The sequence below is a fragment of the Terrabacter sp. GCM10028922 genome (assembly GCF_042666095.1).
In the GTDB taxonomy this organism is placed as follows: Bacteria; Actinomycetota; Actinomycetes; order Actinomycetales; family Dermatophilaceae; genus Terrabacter.
On the sequence record NZ_JBHTFG010000007.1, the window covers coordinates 170,165 to 191,738 of the forward strand.

19 protein-coding genes are annotated in these 21,574 nt (G+C 71.0%); 14 read left to right on the forward strand and 5 right to left on the reverse strand.

Annotation, left to right across the window (positions count from 1 at the left end):
- Positions 1–27 precede the first annotated feature (27 nt).
- The 3 genes from ACFQU3_RS08295 to ahcY all read left to right on the forward strand — a co-directional run bounded on the left by ACFQU3_RS08295 (position 28) and on the right by ahcY (position 4,049).
- Entirely contained in the window at positions 28–1,461 is a 1,434-nt protein-coding gene (locus ACFQU3_RS08295) for a mycothione reductase (protein WP_385908575.1), read from the forward strand.
- Between the two features lie 9 nt (positions 1,462–1,470).
- Entirely contained in the window at positions 1,471–2,412 is a 942-nt protein-coding gene (locus ACFQU3_RS08300) for a DUF808 domain-containing protein (protein ID WP_385908577.1), read from the forward strand.
- A 200-nt stretch (positions 2,413–2,612) separates the two neighbouring features.
- The gene (gene ahcY / locus ACFQU3_RS08305) at positions 2,613–4,049 is read left to right on the forward strand and encodes an adenosylhomocysteinase (protein ID WP_385908579.1); all 1,437 of its coding nucleotides are present in this window, start codon (positions 2,613–2,615) and stop codon (positions 4,047–4,049) included.
- 122 nt (positions 4,050–4,171) lie between these two features.
- Here ahcY and ACFQU3_RS08310 read toward each other — a convergent pair whose 3' ends face one another.
- Complete coding sequence (locus ACFQU3_RS08310) at positions 4,172–5,716, reverse strand: hypothetical protein (RefSeq protein ID WP_385908581.1); 1,545 nt, start codon at positions 5,714–5,716, stop codon at positions 4,172–4,174.
- Between the two features lie 182 nt (positions 5,717–5,898).
- Here ACFQU3_RS08310 and ACFQU3_RS08315 point away from each other — a divergent pair, with 182 nt between their 5' ends.
- The 9 genes from ACFQU3_RS08315 to secA all read left to right on the forward strand — a co-directional run bounded on the left by ACFQU3_RS08315 (position 5,899) and on the right by secA (position 17,859).
- Entirely contained in the window at positions 5,899–6,429 is a 531-nt protein-coding gene (locus tag ACFQU3_RS08315) for a hypothetical protein (RefSeq protein ID WP_385908583.1), read from the forward strand.
- A 239-nt stretch (positions 6,430–6,668) separates the two neighbouring features.
- Positions 6,669–7,346: an MtrAB system response regulator MtrA gene (gene mtrA, locus ACFQU3_RS08320; RefSeq protein ID WP_385908585.1), complete on the forward strand. Its 678-nt coding sequence runs from the start codon at positions 6,669–6,671 to the stop codon at positions 7,344–7,346.
- 1 nt (position 7,347) lies between these two features.
- Complete coding sequence (gene mtrB, locus ACFQU3_RS08325; RefSeq protein WP_385908587.1) at positions 7,348–9,084, forward strand: MtrAB system histidine kinase MtrB; 1,737 nt, start codon at positions 7,348–7,350, stop codon at positions 9,082–9,084.
- Entirely contained in the window at positions 9,081–10,880 is a 1,800-nt protein-coding gene (locus ACFQU3_RS08330; protein WP_385908589.1) for a GerMN domain-containing protein, read from the forward strand. The genes mtrB and ACFQU3_RS08330 overlap by 4 nt, the downstream gene beginning before the upstream one ends.
- A gap of 408 nt (positions 10,881–11,288) precedes the next feature.
- Positions 11,289–11,825, forward strand: coding sequence for a ComF family protein (locus ACFQU3_RS08335; protein WP_385908591.1), 537 nt, complete (start codon positions 11,289–11,291; stop codon positions 11,823–11,825).
- Positions 11,826–12,089: 264 nt separating this feature from the next.
- A complete protein-coding gene (gene hpf / locus ACFQU3_RS08340) occupies positions 12,090–12,740 on the forward strand; it encodes a ribosome hibernation-promoting factor, HPF/YfiA family (protein ID WP_385908593.1) in 651 nt (216 codons plus the stop codon).
- Positions 12,741–12,892: 152 nt separating this feature from the next.
- A complete protein-coding gene (locus ACFQU3_RS08345; RefSeq protein WP_385908595.1) occupies positions 12,893–13,576 on the forward strand; it encodes a response regulator in 684 nt (227 codons plus the stop codon).
- Positions 13,577–13,603: 27 nt separating this feature from the next.
- Positions 13,604–14,806, forward strand: a complete 1,203-nt coding sequence (locus tag ACFQU3_RS08350; RefSeq protein ID WP_385908597.1) for a winged helix-turn-helix domain-containing protein — start codon at positions 13,604–13,606, stop codon at positions 14,804–14,806.
- A gap of 218 nt (positions 14,807–15,024) precedes the next feature.
- Complete coding sequence (gene secA / locus ACFQU3_RS08355) at positions 15,025–17,859, forward strand: preprotein translocase subunit SecA (protein ID WP_385908599.1); 2,835 nt, start codon at positions 15,025–15,027, stop codon at positions 17,857–17,859.
- Positions 17,860–17,966: 107 nt separating this feature from the next.
- Here secA and ACFQU3_RS08360 read toward each other — a convergent pair whose 3' ends face one another.
- Both ACFQU3_RS08360 and ACFQU3_RS08365 read right to left on the reverse strand, forming a co-directional pair.
- Entirely contained in the window at positions 17,967–18,497 is a 531-nt protein-coding gene (locus ACFQU3_RS08360; protein ID WP_385908601.1) for an Rv3235 family protein, read from the reverse strand.
- Positions 18,494–19,528, reverse strand: a complete 1,035-nt coding sequence (locus tag ACFQU3_RS08365) for a LysM peptidoglycan-binding domain-containing protein (RefSeq protein WP_385908603.1) — start codon at positions 19,526–19,528, stop codon at positions 18,494–18,496. Before ACFQU3_RS08365 ends, ACFQU3_RS08360 begins: the two co-directional genes overlap by 4 nt.
- A gap of 99 nt (positions 19,529–19,627) precedes the next feature.
- Here ACFQU3_RS08365 and ACFQU3_RS08370 point away from each other — a divergent pair, with 99 nt between their 5' ends.
- The gene (locus ACFQU3_RS08370; RefSeq protein WP_385908605.1) at positions 19,628–20,176 is read left to right on the forward strand and encodes a hypothetical protein; all 549 of its coding nucleotides are present in this window, start codon (positions 19,628–19,630) and stop codon (positions 20,174–20,176) included.
- A 37-nt stretch (positions 20,177–20,213) separates the two neighbouring features.
- Here ACFQU3_RS08370 and ACFQU3_RS08375 read toward each other — a convergent pair whose 3' ends face one another.
- Positions 20,214–20,441, reverse strand: a complete 228-nt coding sequence (locus tag ACFQU3_RS08375) for a helix-turn-helix domain-containing protein (protein WP_142184595.1) — start codon at positions 20,439–20,441, stop codon at positions 20,214–20,216.
- 286 nt (positions 20,442–20,727) lie between these two features.
- Between ACFQU3_RS08375 and ACFQU3_RS08380 the strand changes: the two genes are divergently transcribed.
- On the forward strand, positions 20,728–21,390 hold the full coding sequence (locus ACFQU3_RS08380) for a hypothetical protein (protein ID WP_385908607.1): 663 nt from the start codon (positions 20,728–20,730) through the stop codon (positions 21,388–21,390).
- Positions 21,391–21,460: 70 nt separating this feature from the next.
- Here the strand turns inward: ACFQU3_RS08380 and ACFQU3_RS08385 are convergent.
- Positions 21,461–21,574, reverse strand: a 114-nt coding sequence (locus ACFQU3_RS08385) for an integrase core domain-containing protein (protein WP_385908620.1), incomplete at its 5' end; no start/stop codon positions are given.

The window sequence follows — 21,574 nt, forward strand, 5'->3', positions numbered from 1 at the left end:
CGCGAGCCGGGCCCGTAGGCTGCCACGGTGACGCAGCACTACGACCTGGCCATCATCGGCACCGGTTCGGGCAACTCGCTCGTGACGCCCGACTTCGACGACAAGCGCGTCGCCGTCATCGAGGGCGGCACCTTCGGCGGAACCTGCCTCAACGTCGGCTGCATCCCGACGAAGATGTTCGTCTACGCCGCGGACGTCGCCCGCGACGTGCGCGAGGCCGGACGGTACGGCGTCGACGCCACGCTCGAGGGCGTGCGGTGGGCGGACGTGCGCGACCGCATCTTCAGCCGCATCGACCCGATCTCCGAGAGCGGACGCCGCTACCGCGTCGAGGGCGCCAACACGACGGCCTACCTGGGACACGCCCGCTTCACCGGCGACCGCACGCTCTGCGTCGACCTCGGGCAGGGACGCACCGAGATCCTGACGGCCGACCAGGTCGTCGTCGCCGCCGGCGCCCACCCCGTGATCCCCGACGTCGTGGCCGACTCCGGCGTCGAGTTCCACACGTCCGACACGATCATGCGCATCGACGAGCTGCCCGAGCGGCTCGCGATCATCGGCGGCGGCTTCATCGCGGCCGAGATGGCGCACGTGTTCGCCTCGTTCGGGGTGCGCGTCACGATCCTCGCGCGCGGCCCGCGGCTGCTGCGCCACCTCGATACCGAGATCTCGCAGCGCTTCACCGACCTGGCCCGCGAGCAGTGGGACGTGCGCACCAGCACGACCGTGCTCGCCGTGGGGGCCGGCCCGGGTGGGGGCGGCGTGCGGCTGCGCCTCGACAGCGGCTGCGATCTCGACGCCGACCTGCTCCTCGTCGCCACGGGTCGAGCGCCCAACAGCACCGGCCTCGGCGCGGACGCAGGCGGCCTGAAGGTCCTCGAGGACGGCCGGGTCGACGTCGACGAGTACGGCCGCACGAGCGCGCCCGGCGTGTGGGCCCTCGGCGACGTCAGCTCGCACTACCAGCTCAAACACGTCGCCAACGCCGAGGCGAGGACCATCGCGCACAACCTCGTGCACCCCGACGACCTGCAGCTGTTGCCGCACGACCACATTCCCTCGGGCATCTTCAGCCACCCCCAGATCGCGACGGTCGGACTCACCGAGGACGACTGCGTGGAGGAGGGCCGCCCCCACGTGACGTTCGTCCAGGAGTACGGCGACACGGCATACGGCTGGGCCATGGAGGACAGGACGAGCGTGTGCAAGCTCGTCGCCGACCCGGAGACCGGGCTGCTGCTCGGCGCCCACCTCATGGGGCCGCAGGCGACGTCGCTCATCCAGCCGGTCGTGCAGGCGTTGGCCTTCGGCACGTCCGTGCGCGACCTGGCGCGCGGCGTGTACTGGATCCACCCGGCGCTCGCCGAGGTCGTCGAGAACGCGCTCCTCGGCCTGCCCCTCGACACGACCGCCGCTGCGGCTCCATCCAGCCAAGAGCGGGCTCCCGGCCACCCCTAGGATGACGCCATGGCAGGCGGACTCGTAGCGCTCCTCGACGACATCGCGGCACTGGTGAAGCTCGCGGCCGCCTCGGTCGACGATGTCGGTGCGGCAGCCGCGAAGGCCAGCGTCAAGGCCACCGGTGTCGTCGTCGACGACACCGCGGTGACGCCGAGGTACGTCCACGGTCTGGCACCCGAGCGCGAGCTGCCGATCATCAAGCGGATCGCGCTCGGCTCGCTGCGCAACAAGCTGCTCGTCATCCTGCCGGTGATCATGCTGCTCAGCCAGTTCCTGCCCTGGCTGCTGACCCCGATCCTGATGATCGGCGGCGCGTACCTCTGCTACGAGGGCGCCGAGAAGGTCTGGGAGATCGTCGCGGGCCACCACGAGGAGGAGTCGGGACCCGGCGAGGTCGACGAGGACCACGTCGTCTCGGGCGCGATCCGCACCGACTTCATCCTGTCGGCCGAGATCATGGTCATCGCCCTCAACGAGGTCGACGACGAGCCGTTCGTCTCGCGCGCGATCATCCTCATCGTCGTCGCGCTGCTCATCACCGCCCTCGTCTACGGCGTCGTCGGGCTCATCGTCAAGATGGACGACGTCGGGCTCAAGCTCGCCGAGCGCGAGTCCGGTGGATCGCAGCGCCTCGGTCGTGGACTCGTCAAGGGCATGCCGCGGCTGCTCTCGGTGCTCTCGACCGTCGGCATCGCGGCCATGCTCTGGGTCGGCGGGCACATCCTGCTCGTCGGCGTCGACGAGCTGGGCTGGCACTGGCTCTACGGGCTGGTCCACCACCTCGAGGAGGGCGTGGCAGGGGTCGCCGGGATCGGCGGAGTGCTCGCGTGGCTCGTCAACACCGTTGCGTCGGCGGTCATCGGGCTCGTCGTCGGCGCCGTCGTCGTCGCCGTGCTGCATGTCGTCCCGCGCCGGAAGAGGTCGGACGAGGCCGCAGCGAGCCACTGACGAGCCACCGATAGCCACCGACGAGCCACCGACAAGCCACCGACGGGCGCTCCGTGACGGGCAACCCTCGACGCGGCGGTTCGAGCCCACCTGCCGCCGCGGCTAGACTGGGCGACTGCCGGCGTGGGTGATGACCCGCCAGATGAGCCCAGAGGGGCGCGCCGGGTCTGCACACCGACGATCCAAGGAAGCGATCACTCATGTCCTTCGACTACAAGGTTGCCGACCTGAGCCTCGCCGAGGCCGGCCGACACCAGCTCCGACTCGCCGAGCACGAGATGCCCGGCCTCATGGCGATCCGCGAGGAGTACGCCGAGGCCCAACCCCTCAAGGGCGCCCGCATCGCCGGCTCGCTGCACATGACGGTCCAGACGGCGGTCCTCATCGAGACCCTCACCGCACTGGGCGCAGAGGTCCGCTGGGCCAGCTGCAACATCTACTCCACCCAGGACGAGGCCGCTGCCGCCGTCGTCGTGGGCCCCCACGGCACCGCCGACGACCTGCAGGGCGTGCCGGTCTTCGCCTGGAAGGGCGAGACCCTCCCGGAGTACTGGTGGTGCACCGACCAGATCCTCACGTGGCCGGGTGGCGAGGGCCCGAACATGATCCTCGACGACGGCGGCGACGCCACGATGCTCGTCCACAAGGGTCTCGAGTGGGAGACGGCGGGCCAGGTGCCCCCGACCACCGACGAGGACTCCGAGGAGTTCGGCGTCTTCAAGGAGCTGGTGCGCCAGACGATGGCCGCCGACCCCCGCAAGTGGACCACGGTCGCGGCCGGCATCAAGGGTGTCACCGAGGAGACCACCACCGGCGTGCACCGCCTCTACCAGCTCGCCGAGTCGGGCGAGCTGCTCTTCCCGGCCATCAACGTCAACGACGCGGTCACGAAGAGCAAGTTCGACAACACCTACGGCTGTCGCCACTCGCTCATCGACGGCCTCAACCGCGCCACCGACGTCCTCATCGGCGGAAAGGTCACCGTCGTGGCCGGCTACGGCGACGTGGGCAAGGGCTGCGCCGAGTCGCTCCGGGGCCAGGGCGCTCGGGTCATCGTCACCGAGATCGACCCGATCTGCGCGCTCCAGGCCGCCATGGAGGGCTTCCAGGTCGCCCGGATGGAGGACGTCGTCGAGACCGCCGACATCTTCGTCACGACGACCGGCTGCTACGACGTCATCACGGCCGACCACATGCAGAAGATGAAGAACAAGGCGATCGTCGCCAACATCGGTCACTTCGACAACGAGATCGACATGGCCGGCCTCGCGCGCGTGCCGGGCATCACGAAGACGCAGATCAAGCCGCAGGTGCACGAGTGGACCTTCGAGAGCGGCAGCTCGATCATCGTGCTGTCCGAGGGTCGCCTCATGAACCTCGGCAACGCGACGGGCCACCCGAGCTTCGTCATGAGCAACTCGTTCAGCAACCAGACGATCGCCCAGATCGAGCTGTTCACGAAGACCGGCGACTACGCCAAGCAGGTATACACCCTGCCGAAGCACCTCGACGAGAAGGTCGCGCGTCTGCACCTCGACGCCCTCGGCGTCCGGCTCACGCAGCTGACGAAGGGCCAGGCCGAGTACCTCGGCGTCGACGTCGCCGGCCCCTACAAGCCGGACCACTACCGCTACTGAGCGACCCGGCACCCCGTCCTACCGGGACGCCGCCACGACGTACGTATGCCGTCCGCCTCGCGAGGTGGACGGCATACGCACGTCTGTGGCTGGCGGGCGGGGGCTCTGAGTTGGGGGCGAGCTCACCGCGGAGCGCGGAGCAGGACGTACTGCGCGCCGCGCTGCACGACGGCCCAGCGTGACTGCGCGACGAGGGCCTCGACGACGGGCTGGTCGTTGTCGAGCAGCGCGTAGCGGCACCCGTTCCTCGTCACGTAGCCCTGCCAGCCGGGTTCGGCCCGCTCGAACTCGATGTGCGCCCTGACGTGGCCGGCACCGTAGATCTCGGTGCGGCCGTCGACGGTGGGTCGGAGCTCGGGGTGGCGCCAGATGAGCCATCCGCCGATGCCGTAGTCGTTGCACACGACGGTGTCCTGCGGCAGCGCGTCGAGTCGCGCGTCGAGGTCGTTCGCACCCCACGTCGGCACCGCGGCGCGTGACGGGACGACGAGGGCGGCCACGACGAGCCCGAGAGCGGTCAGGCCGACCGTCAGCCCGACCTCACGTCGAGTGGTCGGCTCCGGCTCCGAAGGGAGGAGCCGCTGGATCGTCAGCGCGGCGACGGGGGCCAGGACCGCCGCGCCCATCGCGACGGTACGGCTGTAGAGCAGCGCCAGCCCGATGGCGAGGCCGACGAGGAGCACCTCGGTCCACGGCACGCGCTGCCGGGTCCGCGCCCAGATGAGCACGACGACGGCGGCGAGCAGCAGGAAGAAGAGGAAGCCCGGCTGCTTGAGCGAGGACGGCATCCACTCCGCGATGAACTCGGTCGTCTCGTTCACGGCGAAGGGGGACAGGAGCAGTGCCGGTCCGGTCGGAGTCACGGCCGCCACGGCGAGCGAGGCGACGGGCACCAAGGCGAGCCGGCCCCACCGCCGGAGGTCGACCGCACGGTCGAAGGCGATGCCGACGAGCGCCACGACGCCGATGACGACCCCGAAGAACCACATCCCGTGGGTGCAGGCCCAGACCCATGTCATGGGGACGAGCCACCATCGCGCCCGGCCGTCCTGCGCCGCTCTCAACCACGCCGCGGTGAACGCCACGGCGAAGGCGAACGAGAGCAGGTGGGGTCGCAGGGACAGGCTCTGGCTCATCGCGGCCACCGCGATCACGGTGACGACGACCGAGGCGAGGAGCGAGGCCCGGGCTCGCGTGGCGCGCCACAGCGACAGGCCGATGACCGCTACGCCGAGGGGGAGCAGCCAGGCGACTCCCGGGAGCCCCAGTGCCTGCTGGACGACGCTCATGACGAGCTCGGGCAGCCATTCGTGCAGGCGCCATGGCTGGGTCGCGGACGCGCTCCAGGGGTCGGGTCCGTTGAAGGTCCAGGTCTCGCGCAGGTAGTCGCCGGCTGCCAGGTGCCAGAAGGTGTCCGGGTCACCGACCGGCCGCGCGAGCTGGATGACGGCGCCGAGAATGATGATGCCGGGGAGTGCCTGCCGGATGAGCAGCGGCAGGGGACCGCGTCGACGCGGGGCGGCCACGGCCGACGGGCCCGCGGAGTCGCTTCGATGTCCGTCGCTCCGATGTGCGTCGCTGCCGTGCGCCTCGCCGGGGGCGGGAGCCGGCTCGCCCGCTCCCGGCGCCTCCTCGGCTCCTGCGCGTCCCCGCGTGTCGCTCGTCACCGGGAGATCATCCCCGCTCGAGGGGTCCGGCGCGCGCTTTTGGGTGGATTCGCGACGGGCGTGGCGACCGTCCTCGCGAGCGTGAGACAGCCGATGCGACGGGCCACCGGCAGCGTCGGCGACCGCTTGCCGTGGCAGGATCGTCCCGACTCACCTCCACCCCCTGTCTGGCAGGACCCTCCATGAACAAGCTCGTCACCGGCGCGATCGCCGTCGCCCTGTCCGTCTCACTCTCCGCCTGCTCCAAAGCGGTCGACCAGGGTCCCACGCAGACCACGTCGGCCGGGTCGAGCTCCAGCAGCACGACCCCGGCCGACACGATGTCGTCGGCGACCTCCGACGACAGCGGCACCGGCAGTGCCACCGCGGGTCCGGTCGACCAGACCAGCCCCGAGGCAGTGATGACGTCGTGGCTCGGCGCGATGGTGGCGGGCGACGGCAACACCGTCTGCTCGCTCATGGCGACACAGGGCAAGGCGATCTCGAGCATCCCCGGTGCCGCGGAGGCCTGCGGCAAGACGATCACGCCGATGCTCGACCAGATCAAGGAGCTCGGTGCCGCCTTCCAGGGCCTCAAGATCAGCGGCGCGACCGTGAACGGCAACACCGCCACCTTCGAGAGCGTCACGACGGAGCCGGCGCTCGCGGCCGACGTCGTGGCCAGCTTCAAGGCCGTCAAGATCGGTGGCAAGTGGTACGTCACGCAGGGCTGACTCCGGCCTGACGCCGGCCTGACGCCGGCCTGACCCTCGCCCGACCCTCGCCTGACACCGACGTGACACCGACGGCCGCCCTCGTCACCGTCCGACCGAGCAGCCCTCCGTATGCCGTGCGCCCGCCTTCCACGCCTGGCCGGGCCGAGCGCTCATGCACGGGCACGCGCTCGGCCATGTGTGATGATTTGGTCAGGACATACGGGGCGCGTTGTTCGCGGTCCGGGAAGGAGTGTGTCGTGAAGGGTCGGGTACTGGTCGTCGACGACGACCTCGCACTCGCCGAGATGCTCGGGATCGTGCTGCGCAACGAGGGTCTCGAGGTCACGCACGTGGCCGACGGCTCGGAGGCGATGGGCGCGTTCCGCGACTCACGGCCCGACCTCGTCCTGCTCGACGTCATGCTGCCCGGACTCGACGGCATGGAGGTGTGCCGCCGCATCCGCTCCGAGAGCGGCGTGCCGATCGTCATGCTCACCGCCCGCACCGACACCGTCGACGTCGTCGTCGGCCTCGAGTCGGGGGCCGACGACTACGTCATGAAGCCGTTCAAGCCTCAGGAGCTCATCGCACGCGTGCGCGCCAGGCTGCGCCGTGGGGACGAGCCGGCGCCCGAGAAGCTGTCGATCGGCGACCTCGAGATCGACGTGGCGGGTCACTCGGTCAAACGCGACGGCCAGTCGCTGTCGCTGACGCCACTCGAGTTCGACCTGCTCGTGGCCCTCGCCCGCAAGCCGTGGCAGGTGTTCACGCGCGAGGTCCTCCTGGAACAGGTGTGGGGCTATCGTCACGCCGGCGACACCCGCCTCGTCAACGTCCACGTCCAACGGCTGCGCTCGAAGATCGAGCACGACCCCGAGCGTCCCGAGATCGTCGTGACGGTGCGCGGCGTCGGGTACAAGGCCGGCCCGTCCTGAGATGAACGGGCGCGCGGTCAGGAGCGGACTCGCGAGCCAGGCCTCGCGGGTCGGGTCCTGGCTGCGCGGCGGGTGGCGCCGAGTCCTGCACCTGTGGCGGGCCTCGCTCGGCTTCCGGGTGGTCATGGTGACGATGCTGCTCGGCATCCTCGTGCTGACGGCAGTGGGCACCTACCTCTACGGCTCGATCGCGCAGGGTCTCGTCGACAGCCGGCAACGCATCGCGGCGGAGGACAGCCTGCGCGATGCGAATGACGCCCAACGGGCCTTCGACACCACCGACCAGAACGACTCGACGGCCGCGTTGCGGCAGTTCGCCACCAGCCTCGTCAGGCAGTACAGCCGCGACGCCGGCAACGAGACCCGCTACGTCGTCCTCTCGCGGCTCGCCAACAACAACGACGGCCGCGTCGTCATGGAGGCCATCGAGAGCGGCAGCGTCGGCACGCGCTTCATCCCCGACGAGCTGCCCGCCGAGGTGGCAGCGCAGCCGGACCACCAGCACCTCCAGGTCGCGACGATCGAGGAGGGCAACGACACGATCTCTGCCGTCATCGTCGGGCAGCGCATCGACACGGGGGTGGCCGGCGACTACGGCCTCTACTTCATCTACCCGATGCACCGCGAGCGCGAGATCATCTCGTTCGTCGGCCAGACCTTCCTCATCGGCGGTGCCGCGCTCATCCTCCTCGTCGGCGCCATCGCCTTCGTCGTGACACGACTCGTGGCCGACCCCGTCCGGCGGGCCGCGATCGTCGCGGAAAGGTTCGCCGAGGGCAACCTCAACGAGCGCATGCGGGCCAAGGGCGAGGACGACCTCGCCCGGCTGGGCAACTCCTTCAACGCCATGGCCGCCTCGATCCAGCAGCAGATCGCCCAGCTCGAGAACCTCTCCCGCGTCCAGCAACGCTTCGTGTCCGACGTGTCGCACGAGCTGCGCACGCCGCTCACGACGATTCGCATGGCGGGCGACCTCATCCACGACTCGCGCGGTGACTTCGAGCCGACGGTGGCCCGGTCCGCCGAGCTGCTGCGTGGCGAGCTCGACCGCTTCGAGTCGCTGCTGACCGACCTGCTCGAGATCTCGCGGTTCGACGCCGGCGCCGCGGTGCTCGACGTCGAGGCGAGCGACCTGTGCGCCTCGGTCGAACGCGCCGTCGACGCCCACCGCACACTGGCGGCGCGCAAGGGCACGCAGCTGCGCATCGAGGCGCCGGCAGAGCCCGTCATAGCCGACATGGACTCCCGCCGCATCGAACGCATCCTGCGCAACCTCGTCGCCAACGCCATCGAGCACGGCGAAGGCAAGCCCGTCGAGGTCACCGTGGGAGCCAACGACACCGCCGTGGCCGTCACGGTGCGTGACCACGGTGTCGGCCTGCGCCCCGGCGAGGCCGCCCTCGTCTTCACGCGATTCTGGCGCGCGGACCCTGCACGGGCCCGCACGACGGGCGGCACCGGCCTCGGCCTCGCCATCGCGCTCGAGGATGCGCGGCTGCATGCCGGGCGCCTCGAGGCGTGGGGCGCGCGCGGTGAGGGCTCGTGCTTCCGGCTGACCCTGCCCCGCAAGGCCGACGCGACGATCACCAGCTCGCCGCTGCCGCTCAGCCCGCTCGCCGCCGAGGCTGCGCGGGCCCGCACCGCTGACCGGCAGGGAGGCGACGGAGGCGGGCCCACGTCGCGCGCCGACGACGACACGGTGCGGCTGCGTCGCATCGTCGTGGAGCGGGCGCCGTGACACGACGTCTGGTCGCCGCGCTCGCCGTCGCGATGGCCACGCTGCTCACCGGGTGTGGCTGGGGCGGTCTTCCGGCGTCGGGGCCGGTCGTCGAGGGCCGCGCTCTCAGCGAGGTGCTGGGCGAGCAGGTGCGGGTGGTGGCGCAGGCGCCCGTCGACGGTTCGAGCCAGGACGCGGTCGTCCGCGGCTTCCTGCGAGCGGGCGAGGACAACGACGACACCCACGCGACCGGCAAGCTCTTCCTCGCGCCCCAGTCGGTGGACCTCTGGCGCTGGTCGAGCGACGAGGTCGTGGTCTACGACGGCGACCTCACCATCCGCCCACTCGACGACGACACCGTCAGGGTCTCGGCCAGCGTCCTGGCTCGGCTGGGCCCCGACGGGCGCTACGTCGAGCAGGAGCCCGGCACCCGTCAGGAGATCACGCTCGGACTGACGAAGGTCGGTGGGGAGTGGCGGATCGAGCTGCCGCGCAAGGGGTTCGGCCTGTGGCTCGACAGCGACCAGTTCTCGCGTGTCTACACCAACCGGTTCATCTACTACATCACGCCCAACTCACGCGACCTCGTGCCCGACTCGCGGTGGTTCCCCAACGGCTCCAGGCTCGCGACGACCCTGGCCCGTGCCCAGCTGAGCGCCGTGCCGGACCACCTCAAGGGTGCCGTCACCACCGGTGTCCCCCCGGGCACGCAACTTGCCGTCAACGCCGTCCCCGTCGAGAACGGCACTGCGCTGGTCAACCTCAGCAGCCAGGCGCTCTCGGCCGGACCGGCTGACCGAGCCGCCATGTGGGCGCAGCTGACCAAGACGCTCCTGCAGATCTCGCCGGTCAACGCCGTGGCGCTCTCTGTCGACAACACGCCCCTCGAGCTGTCCGATGGTGTCACGTCCGTCTCCACCTCGTCCGAGCTCGGCTACGACGTCGTTCCCCGGTCGACCCTGGACACGGCCCTCGTGCGGCGCGGCGACACGATCCAGCGCATCGACCCACGCTTCGTGCCCGACACCGGTGCAGCCAAGCGCCCTGACCTCGACCCCCAGGACGGTGACGTCGAGCGCATCCCCGACCTGTGGCGCAGCCTCGCCCTGTCTGTCGACGGCAAGCAGGTCGCCGCGATCTCACGCGACCTGCGCGACCTGTCGATCTGGCGGGCCACCGAGCCGACCCGCACGCTCGCCCCCTTCGCCACGGGCCTCACCAAGCCGGTCTACGACGCCGACGGTTACCTGTGGATCGGGGGTGCGGACCACGAAGGTGACGACCGCGTCTTCGTCCTCGACTCGGTGTCGAGCGACCCCGACGCCGCCCCGAAGGCCATCCACGCACCGTGGCTCGAGGGCCGCCGGGTCGTCGAGCTGTCGGTGTCCGCCGACGCGGCCAGGGCCCTCGTCGTGACGACCGCCCTGAACGGCAGCGACGTCCAGCTCGGCCTGAGCGGCATCGTCAGGGCCACGAACGGCGAGCCCACCGCGTTGGCGCAGCCGCTGCGCCAGGCCCAGTCGCTCGGCGTCATCGAGGACGTCACGTGGCTCGACCCCCTCAACTACGCCGTGCTCGGCAAGGTGCGCGAGCGCGACGTGATGCGGCCGTGGCTCGGCACGCTGGGCGCGGGCGTCGACGGGGCGCTGCGTGAGTCGGGTCGCCTCGGGCAGGTGCCCGGCGCGGCGTCGATCACGACCGTCGGGGGACCGCGCGGCATCATCATCGTCACGAGCGACGACCGGGTCCTTGCGCGGGCCGGGTCGACGTGGCGGCGCATCGTCCAGGGCAGCGACGTCCTGGTGCCGGGAGGCTGACCGGCCGGTCGGAGCTCACCGGGTCCGCTCGTCCACACCCCCGTGCGCCATCCGGACGCATCCACAGGTCCTGCGCATCACGGTGCACCCGACGGTCGTGCCGGGTGGGATGGAGGAGTGGAAGGTCGCGGAGCAGGCGGCTCACGGCACCGACGCGCCTCCTGGCTGCGCTCGGGGCCGTGGTGCCGGGTGCGAGACGACTCCCGCCGTTCGACTGTGCTGGAAGCCGTCGGTGACCTCACCGACCTCGTCCTCCCACGCGAGTGCGGTGGCTGCCTCCGTACCGGCTCCTCGTGGTGTGCTCGGTGCACGCGGGCGCTCGCGTCTCTCTCCTTCGGCCCGGCCACGGGCCACACCGGCGGCGGGCCCTGGGTCATGCCGCATCCGGCGCCCGAGGGGCTCCCGTCCGTGCACGCCTGGGGTGTGTATGCCGACCCGCTCCGGGCGGTCGTGTCCGCGTGGAAGGACGTCGGACGCCGCGACCTCGTCGGCGTGCTGGCGCCCCTGCTCGCCGCCTCGGTGTCCGGCGCGGTGGTCGGCGCGGGGTGGGTCGAGGGGGCCGTGCTCGTGGTTCCTGCTCCCTCGTCGGGGCGGGCGGTGCGCGCACGCGGGGACACGCCGCTCGTCGCGCTCTGTGAGGCGTCCCTGGCACAGCTCGCAGATCGCGCGGGGCCGACGCTGCGGGTCGCGCCCGCCCTGCGCCACGTGCGGCGGGTCGCGGACCAGTCGGGGCTCGGCACCGGGGAGCGCCGAGGCAACCTGAGCGGGGCGGTTGCCGTCAAGCCGTTGTGGCACAACGTGATCCGCGACCGGCGCTGCGTGCTGGTCGACGACGTGGTCACGACGGGGGCGACCCTCGCAGAGGCCGCTCGGGCCCTCCGGGCGGCCGGTGCGCAGGGGGTCGTGGCCGCCACGATGGCTGCCACGCAGCGAACGCGTGGGTGAGCCCGGAGCCGTCGTCCCGAATCCCCCTGTGCATCCCCTGTGATGTTGGGAAGGGTTGCGGTGGACGCTTCCCAGCGGATGCGGCGCCGAAGTAGTGTCGAGGCATGGACCCCGTCCCTGCGGGAGCCGCCTTCCGGCGCCTCCGCGGGACGTGATCGAGCGGAAGGGGGACCGAACTGACCATCGGGCCCTGTCCCAGGCGACACGGCCCCGAACCACTCTCACTGCACGCACGAAGAAGACGTGCGCGATCAAGGAGGAACCGTGGAGATCGTCGTCACTGGACGCCACGTCCAGATCCCCGACCGATTCCGTGAGCAGCTGGACGAGCGAATGGCCAAGGTGTCTGCGCTCGCCCCGAAGGTGCACCGCGTCGACGTCGTCGTCACACACGAGCGCGTCGCCCGCGGGTCGGAGAAGGTCGAGATCACCTGCCACGCCAAGGGCCCCGTCATTCGGGCGGAGGCTTGTCTCGACGACAAGTACGCCGCTCTCGATGCGGCCGTGGACAAGCTGATGGATCGCCTGAGGCGGGTGCACGACAAGCGGCGCGTCAGCCGCGGACGACGGATCCCGGAGTCGGTCGCACAGGCGACCGCGCGCGTCGACGCCTCGGCCAACGGGTCGGCCCCCGGGCCGTCTGACCGCGAGGGCGGCGAGGGGCGCATCGACGACCTCGAGCGCTTCGGAGCGCTCGGCAACTCGCCCATCGAGGTCCGCGAGAAGATCCACACGGCCGCGCCCATGTCGCTCGAGGACGCCGTGAACCAGATGGAGCTCGTCGGCCACGACTTCTTCCTCTTCCACGACGCGGACACCGACCGCCCGAGCGTCGTCTATCGGCGCCGCGGCTGGAGCTACGGGGTGCTGCACCTCGAGACCGACGTGGACGCCGGCGTCGCGGCCACGGGCTGAGACCTGCTCATCTGCGCGATGACGCCGCCGGGCGCCCCTTCCCACGGAGGGGGCGCCCCGGCGTGTCGTCAGCGGTCCCGAGCGTCTCGGTCGAAGAGCGCGCGTCTCCCTCCGGCAGGGCTGCTGTCCGAGGTCTTTGACAGGATGGACCGGTGAACCCGCCGCCCGACGTCATCCGTGTCCTCATCGTCGACGACCACGCCCTGTACCGCCGCGGGCTGCAGACGGTCCTGGCGACCGAGGAAGGCATCGAGGTGGTCGGCGAGGCAGCCGACGGGGTGGAGGCCGTCGACCAGGCCGAGGAGACCCTGCCCGACGTCATCGTCATGGACGTCGGGATGCCCAAGCGCGGCGGTATCGACGCCTGTCGCGTCATCAAGCAGCGTGTCCCGTCCGCGCGCATCCTCATGCTCACGAGCTCCGACGACGAGTCCAACCTCTTCGAGGCGGTCCGAGCCGGCGCCAACGGCTACCTCCTCAAGGACGTCCCGCCGGAAGAGGTCGCGGTCGGCATACGCGGCGTCTTCCACGGACAGTCGCTGCTCTCGCCGATGATGGCCTCCAAGCTGCTCACGGAGTTCGCCCAGATCAGCCAGCGCGCGTCCGTGCCGGCACCCACGCCGGGCCTCGAGCTGCCGCGGCTGACCGACCGCGAGCTCGGCATCCTGAGGCTCGTCGCGCGCGGACGGCTCAACCGCGAGATCGCGGGCGAGCTGTTCATCTCCGAGAACACCGTGCGCAACCACATCCGCAACATCCTCGACAAGCTCCAGATGCACTCGCGCATGGAGGCGGCGATGTATGCCGTGCGCCAGCGGCTCATCGACCCGGACTGACCGGCTGCAACGGGAGGAGCGCCGTCCATGACCGCTGTCACGCGCACGATGACGCGCGCCCAGGCCCGGCGGGTCGCCATCGCGGCCCAGGGGTTCCTGGACCCGCGGCCCGCGCCGTTCGCGGCGACGATGCGTCACGTCCAGCGCGTCGTCGAGCGCGTGGGAGTCATCCAGATCGACAGCGTCAACGTGCTGACCCGCAGCCAGTACCTCCCGCTCTTCTCGCGCCTGGGCCCGTACGACACGACGCTGCTCGACCGGGCGCGCGACCGTGCGCCGCGGCGGCTCGTCGAGTACTGGGCGCACGAGGCGAGCCTCGTGCCGCCGGCCACCTGGCCGCTGCTCGACTTCCGCATGCGGGCCGCCGCCGAGAAGGCCTGGGGCGGGATGCGTCGGATCCTGGCCGAACGTCCCGACTTCGTCGACCTCGTCCTCGCCGAGGTGGAGGCTCGCGGGCCCATGACAACGCGCGAGGTCGAGCTTGCCCTCGAGCACGACCAACCGCGCCGCAACGACCACTGGGGCTGGAACTGGTCCGAGGTCAAGCAGGCCCTCGAGTACCTCTTCTGGGCCGGGCGGATCAGCTCGGCCGGGCGCACGACCCAGTTCGAGCGGAGGTATGCCGCCCTGTCGGCCACCGCGCCGCCGGCGCAGCGCGCGGCGTGGAGCCACCGGCCGGGCCCGGAGGCCGATCCCGACCGCTACCTCGAGCTCATCCGCATCGCCGCTCGGGCGCACGGCGTCGGTACCGAGCTGTGCCTCGCCGACTACTTCCGGATCAAACGCGAGGATGCCCGACCCGCGATCGCGCGCCTCGTCGCCGACGGTGAGCTCGTTCCCGTGACGGTCCCGGGCTGGAAGCCGGCCTGGCTGCATGCCGACGCTCGGCTCCCGCGCCGGGTGCACGCGGAGGCGCTGCTCAGCCCCTTCGACTCGCTCGTCTGGCAGCGCGAACGCATCCACGCGCTCTGGGACTTCCACTACCGCATCGAGATCTACACCCCCGTCGAGAAGCGCGTACACGGCTACTACGTCCTGCCGTTCCTCTACGGCGATGCGCTCGTGGCACGGTGCGACCTCAAGGCCGACCGCCCCGCCGGCGTGCTTCGCTGCCACCGCGTCACCTGGGAGCCGGGCGCGCCGCCGGAGGCACGGGCGGCCCTCGTGACCAACCTCCGGTCGATGGCCACGTGGCTCGGTCTCGCGGACGTCGTCGTGCCGGCCGACTGAGTCCCGGGCGGCTGCGGCACGGCTCGGGCGGACGCCATGAGGCCCCTGTGCTGTTCCGGTCGCGGTCCGGGCCGAAGGCCGGAACCGCGTCGCCCGCCGGTGCGTTGGTCGTTGTGTCCGGAAGGCGGCTAGCCTAGGCGGGTCCCGTGACGCATCGCGGGCGATGGAGCCCGCCCACCGGGCGAGTCCACACGTTCAGTCGGGAGTGAGATCACCAGATGGCCGTCATCGAGAAGCTGCTTCGCGCCGGCGAAGGCCGGACCCTGAAGAAGCTCCAGGGCATCGCCAAGCAGGTCAACGCCCTCGAAGCCGACTTCGAGAAGCTCACCGACGAGGAGCTGCGCGAGGAGACGAAGGGTTTCCGGGAGCGGCTCGACAACGGCGAGACGCTCGACATGCTCCTCCCGGAGGCCTTCGCCGCCGTCCGCGAGGCGAGCAAGCGCACGCTCGGCAAGCGCCACTTCGACGTGCAGATCATGGGTGGCGCCGCGCTGCACCAGGGCAACGTCGCCGAGATGAAGACCGGTGAGGGCAAGACCCTCGTCGCCACCCTGCCCAGCTACCTCAACGCCCTCTCCGGCCAGGGCGTGCACGTCATCACCGTCAACGACTTCCTGGCCGAGTACCAGTCCGAGCTCATGGGCCGCGTGCACCGCGCCCTCGGCATGGAGACCGGCTGCATCCTCAGCCAGATGACGCCCGAGCAGCGGCGAGCCGAGTACGCCAAGGACATCACCTACGGCACGAACAACGAGTTCGGCTTCGACTACCTGCGCGACAACATGGCGTGGGACCCCGCCGAGCTCGTCCAGCGTGGCCACAACTTCTGCATCGTCGACGAGGTCGACTCGATCCTCATCGACGAGGCCCGGACGCCACTGATCATCTCGGGTCCGGCGGACCTCGCGACCAAGTGGTACGTCGAGTTCGCCCGCATCGCGGCTCGCCTCAACCGGGGCGAGGACGGCCGCGGCGACTACGAGGTCGACGAGAAGAAGCGCACCGTCGGCGTCCTCGAGTCGGGGATCGCGCGCGTCGAGGACCTGCTCGGCATCGACAACCTCTACGACACGGTCAACACGCCGCTCATCGGCTACCTCAACAACTCCATCAAGGCCAAGGAGCTGTTCAAGAAGGACAAGGACTACGTCGTCATGAACGGCGAGATCCTCATCGTCGACGAGCACACCGGTCGCATGCTTCCAGGCCGCCGCTACAACGAGGGCATGCACCAGGCCATCGAGGCGAAGGAGGGCGTCGAGATCAAGAACGAGAACCAGACGCTCGCCACGATCACCCTCCAGAACTACTTCCGCATGTACGACAAGCTGTCGGGCATGACCGGCACCGCCCAGACCGAGGCGGCCGAGCTCAACTCGATCTACAAGCTCGGTGTCATCCCGATCCCGACGAACCGGCCGATGATCCGCGTCGACCAGCCGGACCTCGTCTACCGGACCGAGATCGCGAAGTTCGACGCCGTCGTCGACGACATCGCCGAGCGCCACGCGAGCGGGCAGCCCGTGCTCGTCGGCACCGTGTCGGTCGAGAAGTCCGAGTACCTCTCCCAGCAGCTGAAGAAGCGCGGCATCAAGCACGAGGTGCTCAACGCCAAGCAGCACGAGCGTGAGGCCGCGATCGTCGCCGAGGCGGGCCGCAAGGGCGCCGTCACCGTCGCGACGAACATGGCCGGTCGCGGCACCGACATCATGCTCGGCGGCAACTCCGAGTTCCGCGCGGTGGCCGAGCTGAAGCGCCGCGGCCTCGACCCGCACGAGACGCCGGAGGAGTACGAGGCGGCGTGGGACGAGGCCCTCGCGAAGGCTGAGCAGGACGTGGCGGCCGAGCACGAGGAGGTCACCGATCTCGGCGGCCTCTATGTGCTCGGCACCGAGCGCCACGAGTCGCGCCGTATCGACAACCAGCTGCGTGGACGCTCCGGCCGTCAGGGTGACCCGGGCGAGTCCCGGTTCTACCTCTCGCTCAACGACGACCTGATGCGCCTGTTCAACGCGGGCCTCGTCGACCGGTTCATGCAGACGGCCGGCATGGAGGACCACGTGCCGATCGAGAGCAAGATGGTGACGAACTCGATCCAGAAGGCCCAGGGCGCGGTCGAGGCGCAGAACTACGAGATCCGCAAGAACGTCCTCAAGTACGACGACGTGATGAACCGTCAGCGTCAGGTCATCTACGACGAGCGCCGCGCTGTGCTCGGCGGCGAGGACCTGCACGAGCAGCTGCGCCTCTTCGTCAACGACGTCGTCGGCTCGTACGTCGACGCCGCGACCGGGGAGGGCTTCGCCGCCGACTGGGACCTCGAGAAGCTCTGGGACGCGATGCGCCAGGTCTACCCCGTGTCGCTCACGATCGAGGAGGTCGAGGACATGGCCGGGGGCCGGCAGGCCATCTCGGCCGAGCTGCTTCGCGAGCAGCTCATGTCCGACGCCCACCGCGCGTACGACCTCCGCGAGGAGGCGCTCGGGTCCGAGACGATGCGAGAGGTCGAGCGCCGGGTCGTGCTGTCGGTCCTCGACCGCAAGTGGCGCGAGCACCTCTACGAGATGGACTACCTCCAGGAGGGCATCGGGCTTCGGGCCATGGCCCAGCGTGACCCGCTCATCGAGTACCAGCGCGAGGGCTTCCAGCTCTTCGAGGCGATGATGGACGCGATCAAGGAGGAGTCGGTCTCGCACCTCTTCTCGGTGGAGGTCCAGGTCCCCGAGCCCGTCGCCACGCCGGTCGGTGCGGCGCCGCTGTCTGTCGCCGACCTCGTCGGCGGCCTCACCGCGGCGGGCCAGACCCCCGACGACGCGACCGGCGCGGCCGGCTCCCCGGAGGGCGGCGATGCCCCGGCTGGCGGTCGGGCGTTCGGTGCCGGCGCCGGCGTACGCGTGTCCGGAGTCGACCTCGACACCGACGGGCAGCGTTCAGGCGCCCTGCGCTACAGCGCGCCCGGCGAGGACGGCCGTGCCGTCGAGACGGGCGGCCAGCAGACGGTCGAGCGCAGGGCCGACCGCCGCGGCAAGAAGGTCAAGCGCAAGCGCCGCTGACACGAACGGCACGAACGAGAGCACGACACGGGCGACGGCCCGGCCACCGGAGCGGTGGCCGGGCCGTCGAGCTGTCGCGTGGTGCTGCGGTGGAGACCTCGACGGAATCAGCCGATCGTGAGCGCGGTGACGAGCCAGCGCCCGTCGAGACCTTCCAGACGCAGCGCGAGCGCACGGACGCGGCCGTGCGCGACGACGACCGCGCAGGCCTCGACGATGCCGTCGGCCGGCTCACACACGCGGACCCGACGCACCACGGCGGAGCGCCGGGGGCCGGGAGCTCGACGGCGGCCGGCGACCATGGCCTGTCGTGCGATGACGGAGTAGATCGTCGGTGCCGTGTGCCGGATGAGCTGGGGCGCCGGGCGCTGGCCGGACACGACCTCCATGATGGCCTGGGACAGACGCGCGACGAAGGGCTCGGGCTCGGGGAGAAGCCGGCTGCGGGTGGGTTGGCGGCCGAAGTCCTCGTCGTCGCGGGCGCCGAAGAAGTCGAGAGCCAGGGCGTCCTGGGCGTACGGCTGCTCGCCGTGCCATGCCTCGTCGGCGCTGATGATGCGCGGAGCAGTCTGCGGGATGCGGCGGACCGTGAACCCTCCGGGAGGGAGGTGGTTCGTGTGGGTCGCCTGGTGCGTCATCGCCGTGCTCCTGGGTGCAGCGGTCCGTCGGTGGACGGGCGGGTCACGGCAGGCGTGGTGGCCGCTCGGCCTGGAGGCCGCAGCTGCTGGCCGGGCACGAGCAGGTCGGGATCGTCACCGATGACCGAACGGTTCGCGGCGTACCACCGGGGCCACTCGCGGGCGACCTGCGAGTCGGTCGCGTCTGCGCCCAGGTGCCGGGCGGCCACCGCCCAGAGGCTGTCGCCACGGCGGACGGTCACGAGGTCGTGAGTGGCGGCTGAGATCCTGGGCGTCGGGGCCAGCAGGCGCGAACGCTCGGCGTCGAGCACCGGCGCGGGAGCGCTCGGGACGTATCCCGGTCCGGCGATCTGCTCCGTCGTGCGAGCCGCCGTGCTGCCGGACAGAGGGTCTGGTGGTGCGATCAGCCGCGGTGAGGGCGTGAAGCCGGGGTCGTCGGAGCCGACGGCCGCGGCGTCGGTGAGTCCCGGGCCACGCTGGCTGGGGACGAACGCCGGAGACAATGACGGGTCGGCCGGCGAGCCCGGCGACCCGGGGACGGTGTGGGCGGAAACGGCCACGGCGGCGCCGCCGCGCGCCGACGGACCAGAGCCCGCTGTGGAGAGCGGGGCGGCGGGGAGAGCGAGTGAGCCCACCGAGGCGCCGAGGACGAGGGTCAAGCACCGTCGCACCGCGACAGGGGTGACCCGGTCACGGACCTGCCCGGCGACCCGGCCGGCAGTGCCGGGAAGGAGCGCGAGGACTGCGAGGAGCGAGCCCACTCCGAGCCAGGCGGCGAGCCCGACGCCGACCCACGCCAGGACGGCGAGGACCACGTCGTCGGGTCGTGCGGCCACTGCGGGTCCTCGGCGTGCCACGGTGCCGAGGAGTGCGAGCGCGAGTGCCGCGACCCCGAGCCCGAGCAGGCCGCCCACGAGCTCGCCTGCCAGGACACGGGTGCGTGCACGCGGCAGGTCGCTGCGCGCGGATCCGACGTGCGGGCGAACGGGCAGTCGGGTCGAGCTCTCGATGTCGTGCGATCCCCTGTGCATGATGTCATTTAATGCAGTTTGCGTGTGTTTGGTCAAGTATGGTCGTCGGGTCGCGGCCTTCGGTTGGCCACTCGGGGCCCTGCCGGGAAAGGTGTGCACATGCGATGGGACCAGCTCTTCGACGACCTCGAGGCACAGCTCGCGGGCGAGGACGCTCGCGAGCGTGACGCCGAGGTCGCCGACCGGACGCGACGTGAGCGGGCCCTGCTCGACGTGCACACTCGGCTCCTCGCCAACGTCGCGCTTCCGGGCGTGTGCCTCCGGCTGAACGGCCGAGTCGTCACCGGCACGCTCGTCGACGTGGGTCCGGACTGGGTGCTGGTCGCCACGGGCCCGCAGCGCCCCGTGCTCGTGGCGCTCGCCGCGGTCCGGGGCGTGACCGGTCTCGGCCCGGGGGCGCGCACGCCGTCCGTCGTGGCCAAACGCTTCGGGATGGGTGCTGCGCTGCGTGCGGTCAGCCGCGACCGAGCCGTTGTCGAGCTCGCGGACCTCGACGGTCACACGGCGACGGGCACGATCGACGTCGTCGGCGCCGACCACCTCGAGCTGGCCGAGCATGCGTCGGACGAGGTGCGACGCACGGCCAACGTCACAGGACGCGTGCTCATGCCGTTCTGGTCACTCGGCTCGGTGCGCCGGATCCACTGAGCTCATGCGGCGCCGCATGCCGAGCGGCGCGCGGCCGTCACTCCTCGCCCGCACCGCCGAACGGGTGGGCCTGGACGAAGGACTTGGTCTCCGCGTACATCCGCTGGATGTAGTTCTCCAGCTCGGTCGCCTCGACGCGCCACTGTCCCCGACCGCCGATCTTGATGGCGGGCAGCTCGCCCGAGCGCACGAGGGCGTAGGCCTGAGCCGAGGAGATGTTGAGGATCTCCGACACCTCGGCGAGCTGCAGGAACCGCTGGGCCACGTCTGACTCCTCCTCTGGCACCGTCGTGATGACGGCCTCGACGCACACGTACCCGACCTGGCGCGTCAGCACACGAAACGGGGTTCACCGACCTGCCCGCACCCCGTGCGCGGCCGGGAGACACCGGGCTCATCCTATGGAAGAGGTGCGGCCGCTGGCGTCCGTTATCCCCAGGTGTGCACCCGAACGGGCGCTTTGCACCCCGCTGATGCAAGATGTTTGCGGCGTCGTCCAGTTCTCGGGCGGCGCTCCGCACCAACCGCCATCGCACCACAGGGGGCCCACCATGACCGAGCTGGCCAGACCGACGGCCAAACGCCTGCAGAGACCGTCATGGCGGGACAGCCGTCTTGTTGTCGGGGTGCTCCTCGTCATCGTGGCCGCGACCCTGGGCGCCAAGGCGGTGGCGAGCGCCGACGACCGGGTGCCGCTCTGGGTGGCCGCGACCAACCTCGTGGCCGGCGACGAGGTCGAGGCGGGGTCGTTCGTGCGCGCAGACGTGCGGCTCGCCGACGGCATGACCGCCTACCTCGGCGCCGATGCGCGGGCCCCGGTCGGCTCGTTCATCGTGCGGGACGTGCGCGCGGGCGAGCTCGTGCCCGTGTCCGCCGTCGGCGATGCCGACACCGTGGGCGTCCAGCGGGTCACCGTCCGGGCCGACGCCATGGCCACCTCGGGCTTGGCGCGGGGCAGCCGGGTGGACGTCTTCGTCACGCCGAAGGCCGCGACGACCGGCGAGCAGGCCAAGGCGACGACGACCAAGGTGCTCGAGGCCGCCGCGGTCGCCGGTGTGCTGACGAGCTCGGGCGGTTTCGGGTCCGGCTCGCTGACGTCGGTGCAGATCTACGTGCCCGCCGAAAAGGTGCAACTCCTCGTCGAGGCGGTCGACGGCGAGGCCAAGCTGACCCTCGTCCCGTCCGTCGGAGCGGTGACCGGCGGCGGAGCATGACCGAGGTCCTCACGGCGCTCAGCCACCACTGGGAGTCAGCCGTTGCGACGACCCTAGATGTACCCGGCCATCAGGTTGGTTGCAGTCGGCTGATGGGCGGGTGACCTCGCAGGGCGCTGTGGCGGCGTTCAGTGTTGTAGTGCTCGAGCCATGGTGCAAGGGCGGTGACGCGTTCGGTATTGCT

Excerpts from the sequence above, each read along its gene's own strand:
- ACFQU3_RS08315 (WP_385908583.1), top strand. The coding sequence starts at position 5,899 with ATGAACAAGCTCGTCACCGGCGCGATCGCCGTCGCCCTGTCCGTCTCA.
- ACFQU3_RS08370 (WP_385908605.1), top strand. The coding sequence starts at position 19,628 with ATGCGATGGGACCAGCTCTTCGACGACCTCGAGGCACAGCTCGCGGGC.
- ACFQU3_RS08300 (WP_385908577.1), top strand. The coding sequence starts at position 1,471 with ATGGCAGGCGGACTCGTAGCGCTCCTCGACGACATCGCGGCACTGGTG.
- ACFQU3_RS08365 (WP_385908603.1), bottom strand. The coding sequence starts at position 19,528 with ATGCACAGGGGATCGCACGACATCGAGAGCTCGACCCGACTGCCCGTT.
- secA (WP_385908599.1), top strand. The coding sequence starts at position 15,025 with ATGGCCGTCATCGAGAAGCTGCTTCGCGCCGGCGAAGGCCGGACCCTG.
- ahcY (WP_385908579.1), top strand. The coding sequence starts at position 2,613 with ATGTCCTTCGACTACAAGGTTGCCGACCTGAGCCTCGCCGAGGCCGGC.
- mtrB (WP_385908587.1), top strand. The coding sequence starts at position 7,348 with ATGAACGGGCGCGCGGTCAGGAGCGGACTCGCGAGCCAGGCCTCGCGG.
- ACFQU3_RS08360 (WP_385908601.1), bottom strand. The coding sequence starts at position 18,497 with ATGACGCACCAGGCGACCCACACGAACCACCTCCCTCCCGGAGGGTTC.
- ACFQU3_RS08350 (WP_385908597.1), top strand. The coding sequence starts at position 13,604 with ATGACCGCTGTCACGCGCACGATGACGCGCGCCCAGGCCCGGCGGGTC.
- ACFQU3_RS08380 (WP_385908607.1), top strand. The coding sequence starts at position 20,728 with ATGACCGAGCTGGCCAGACCGACGGCCAAACGCCTGCAGAGACCGTCA.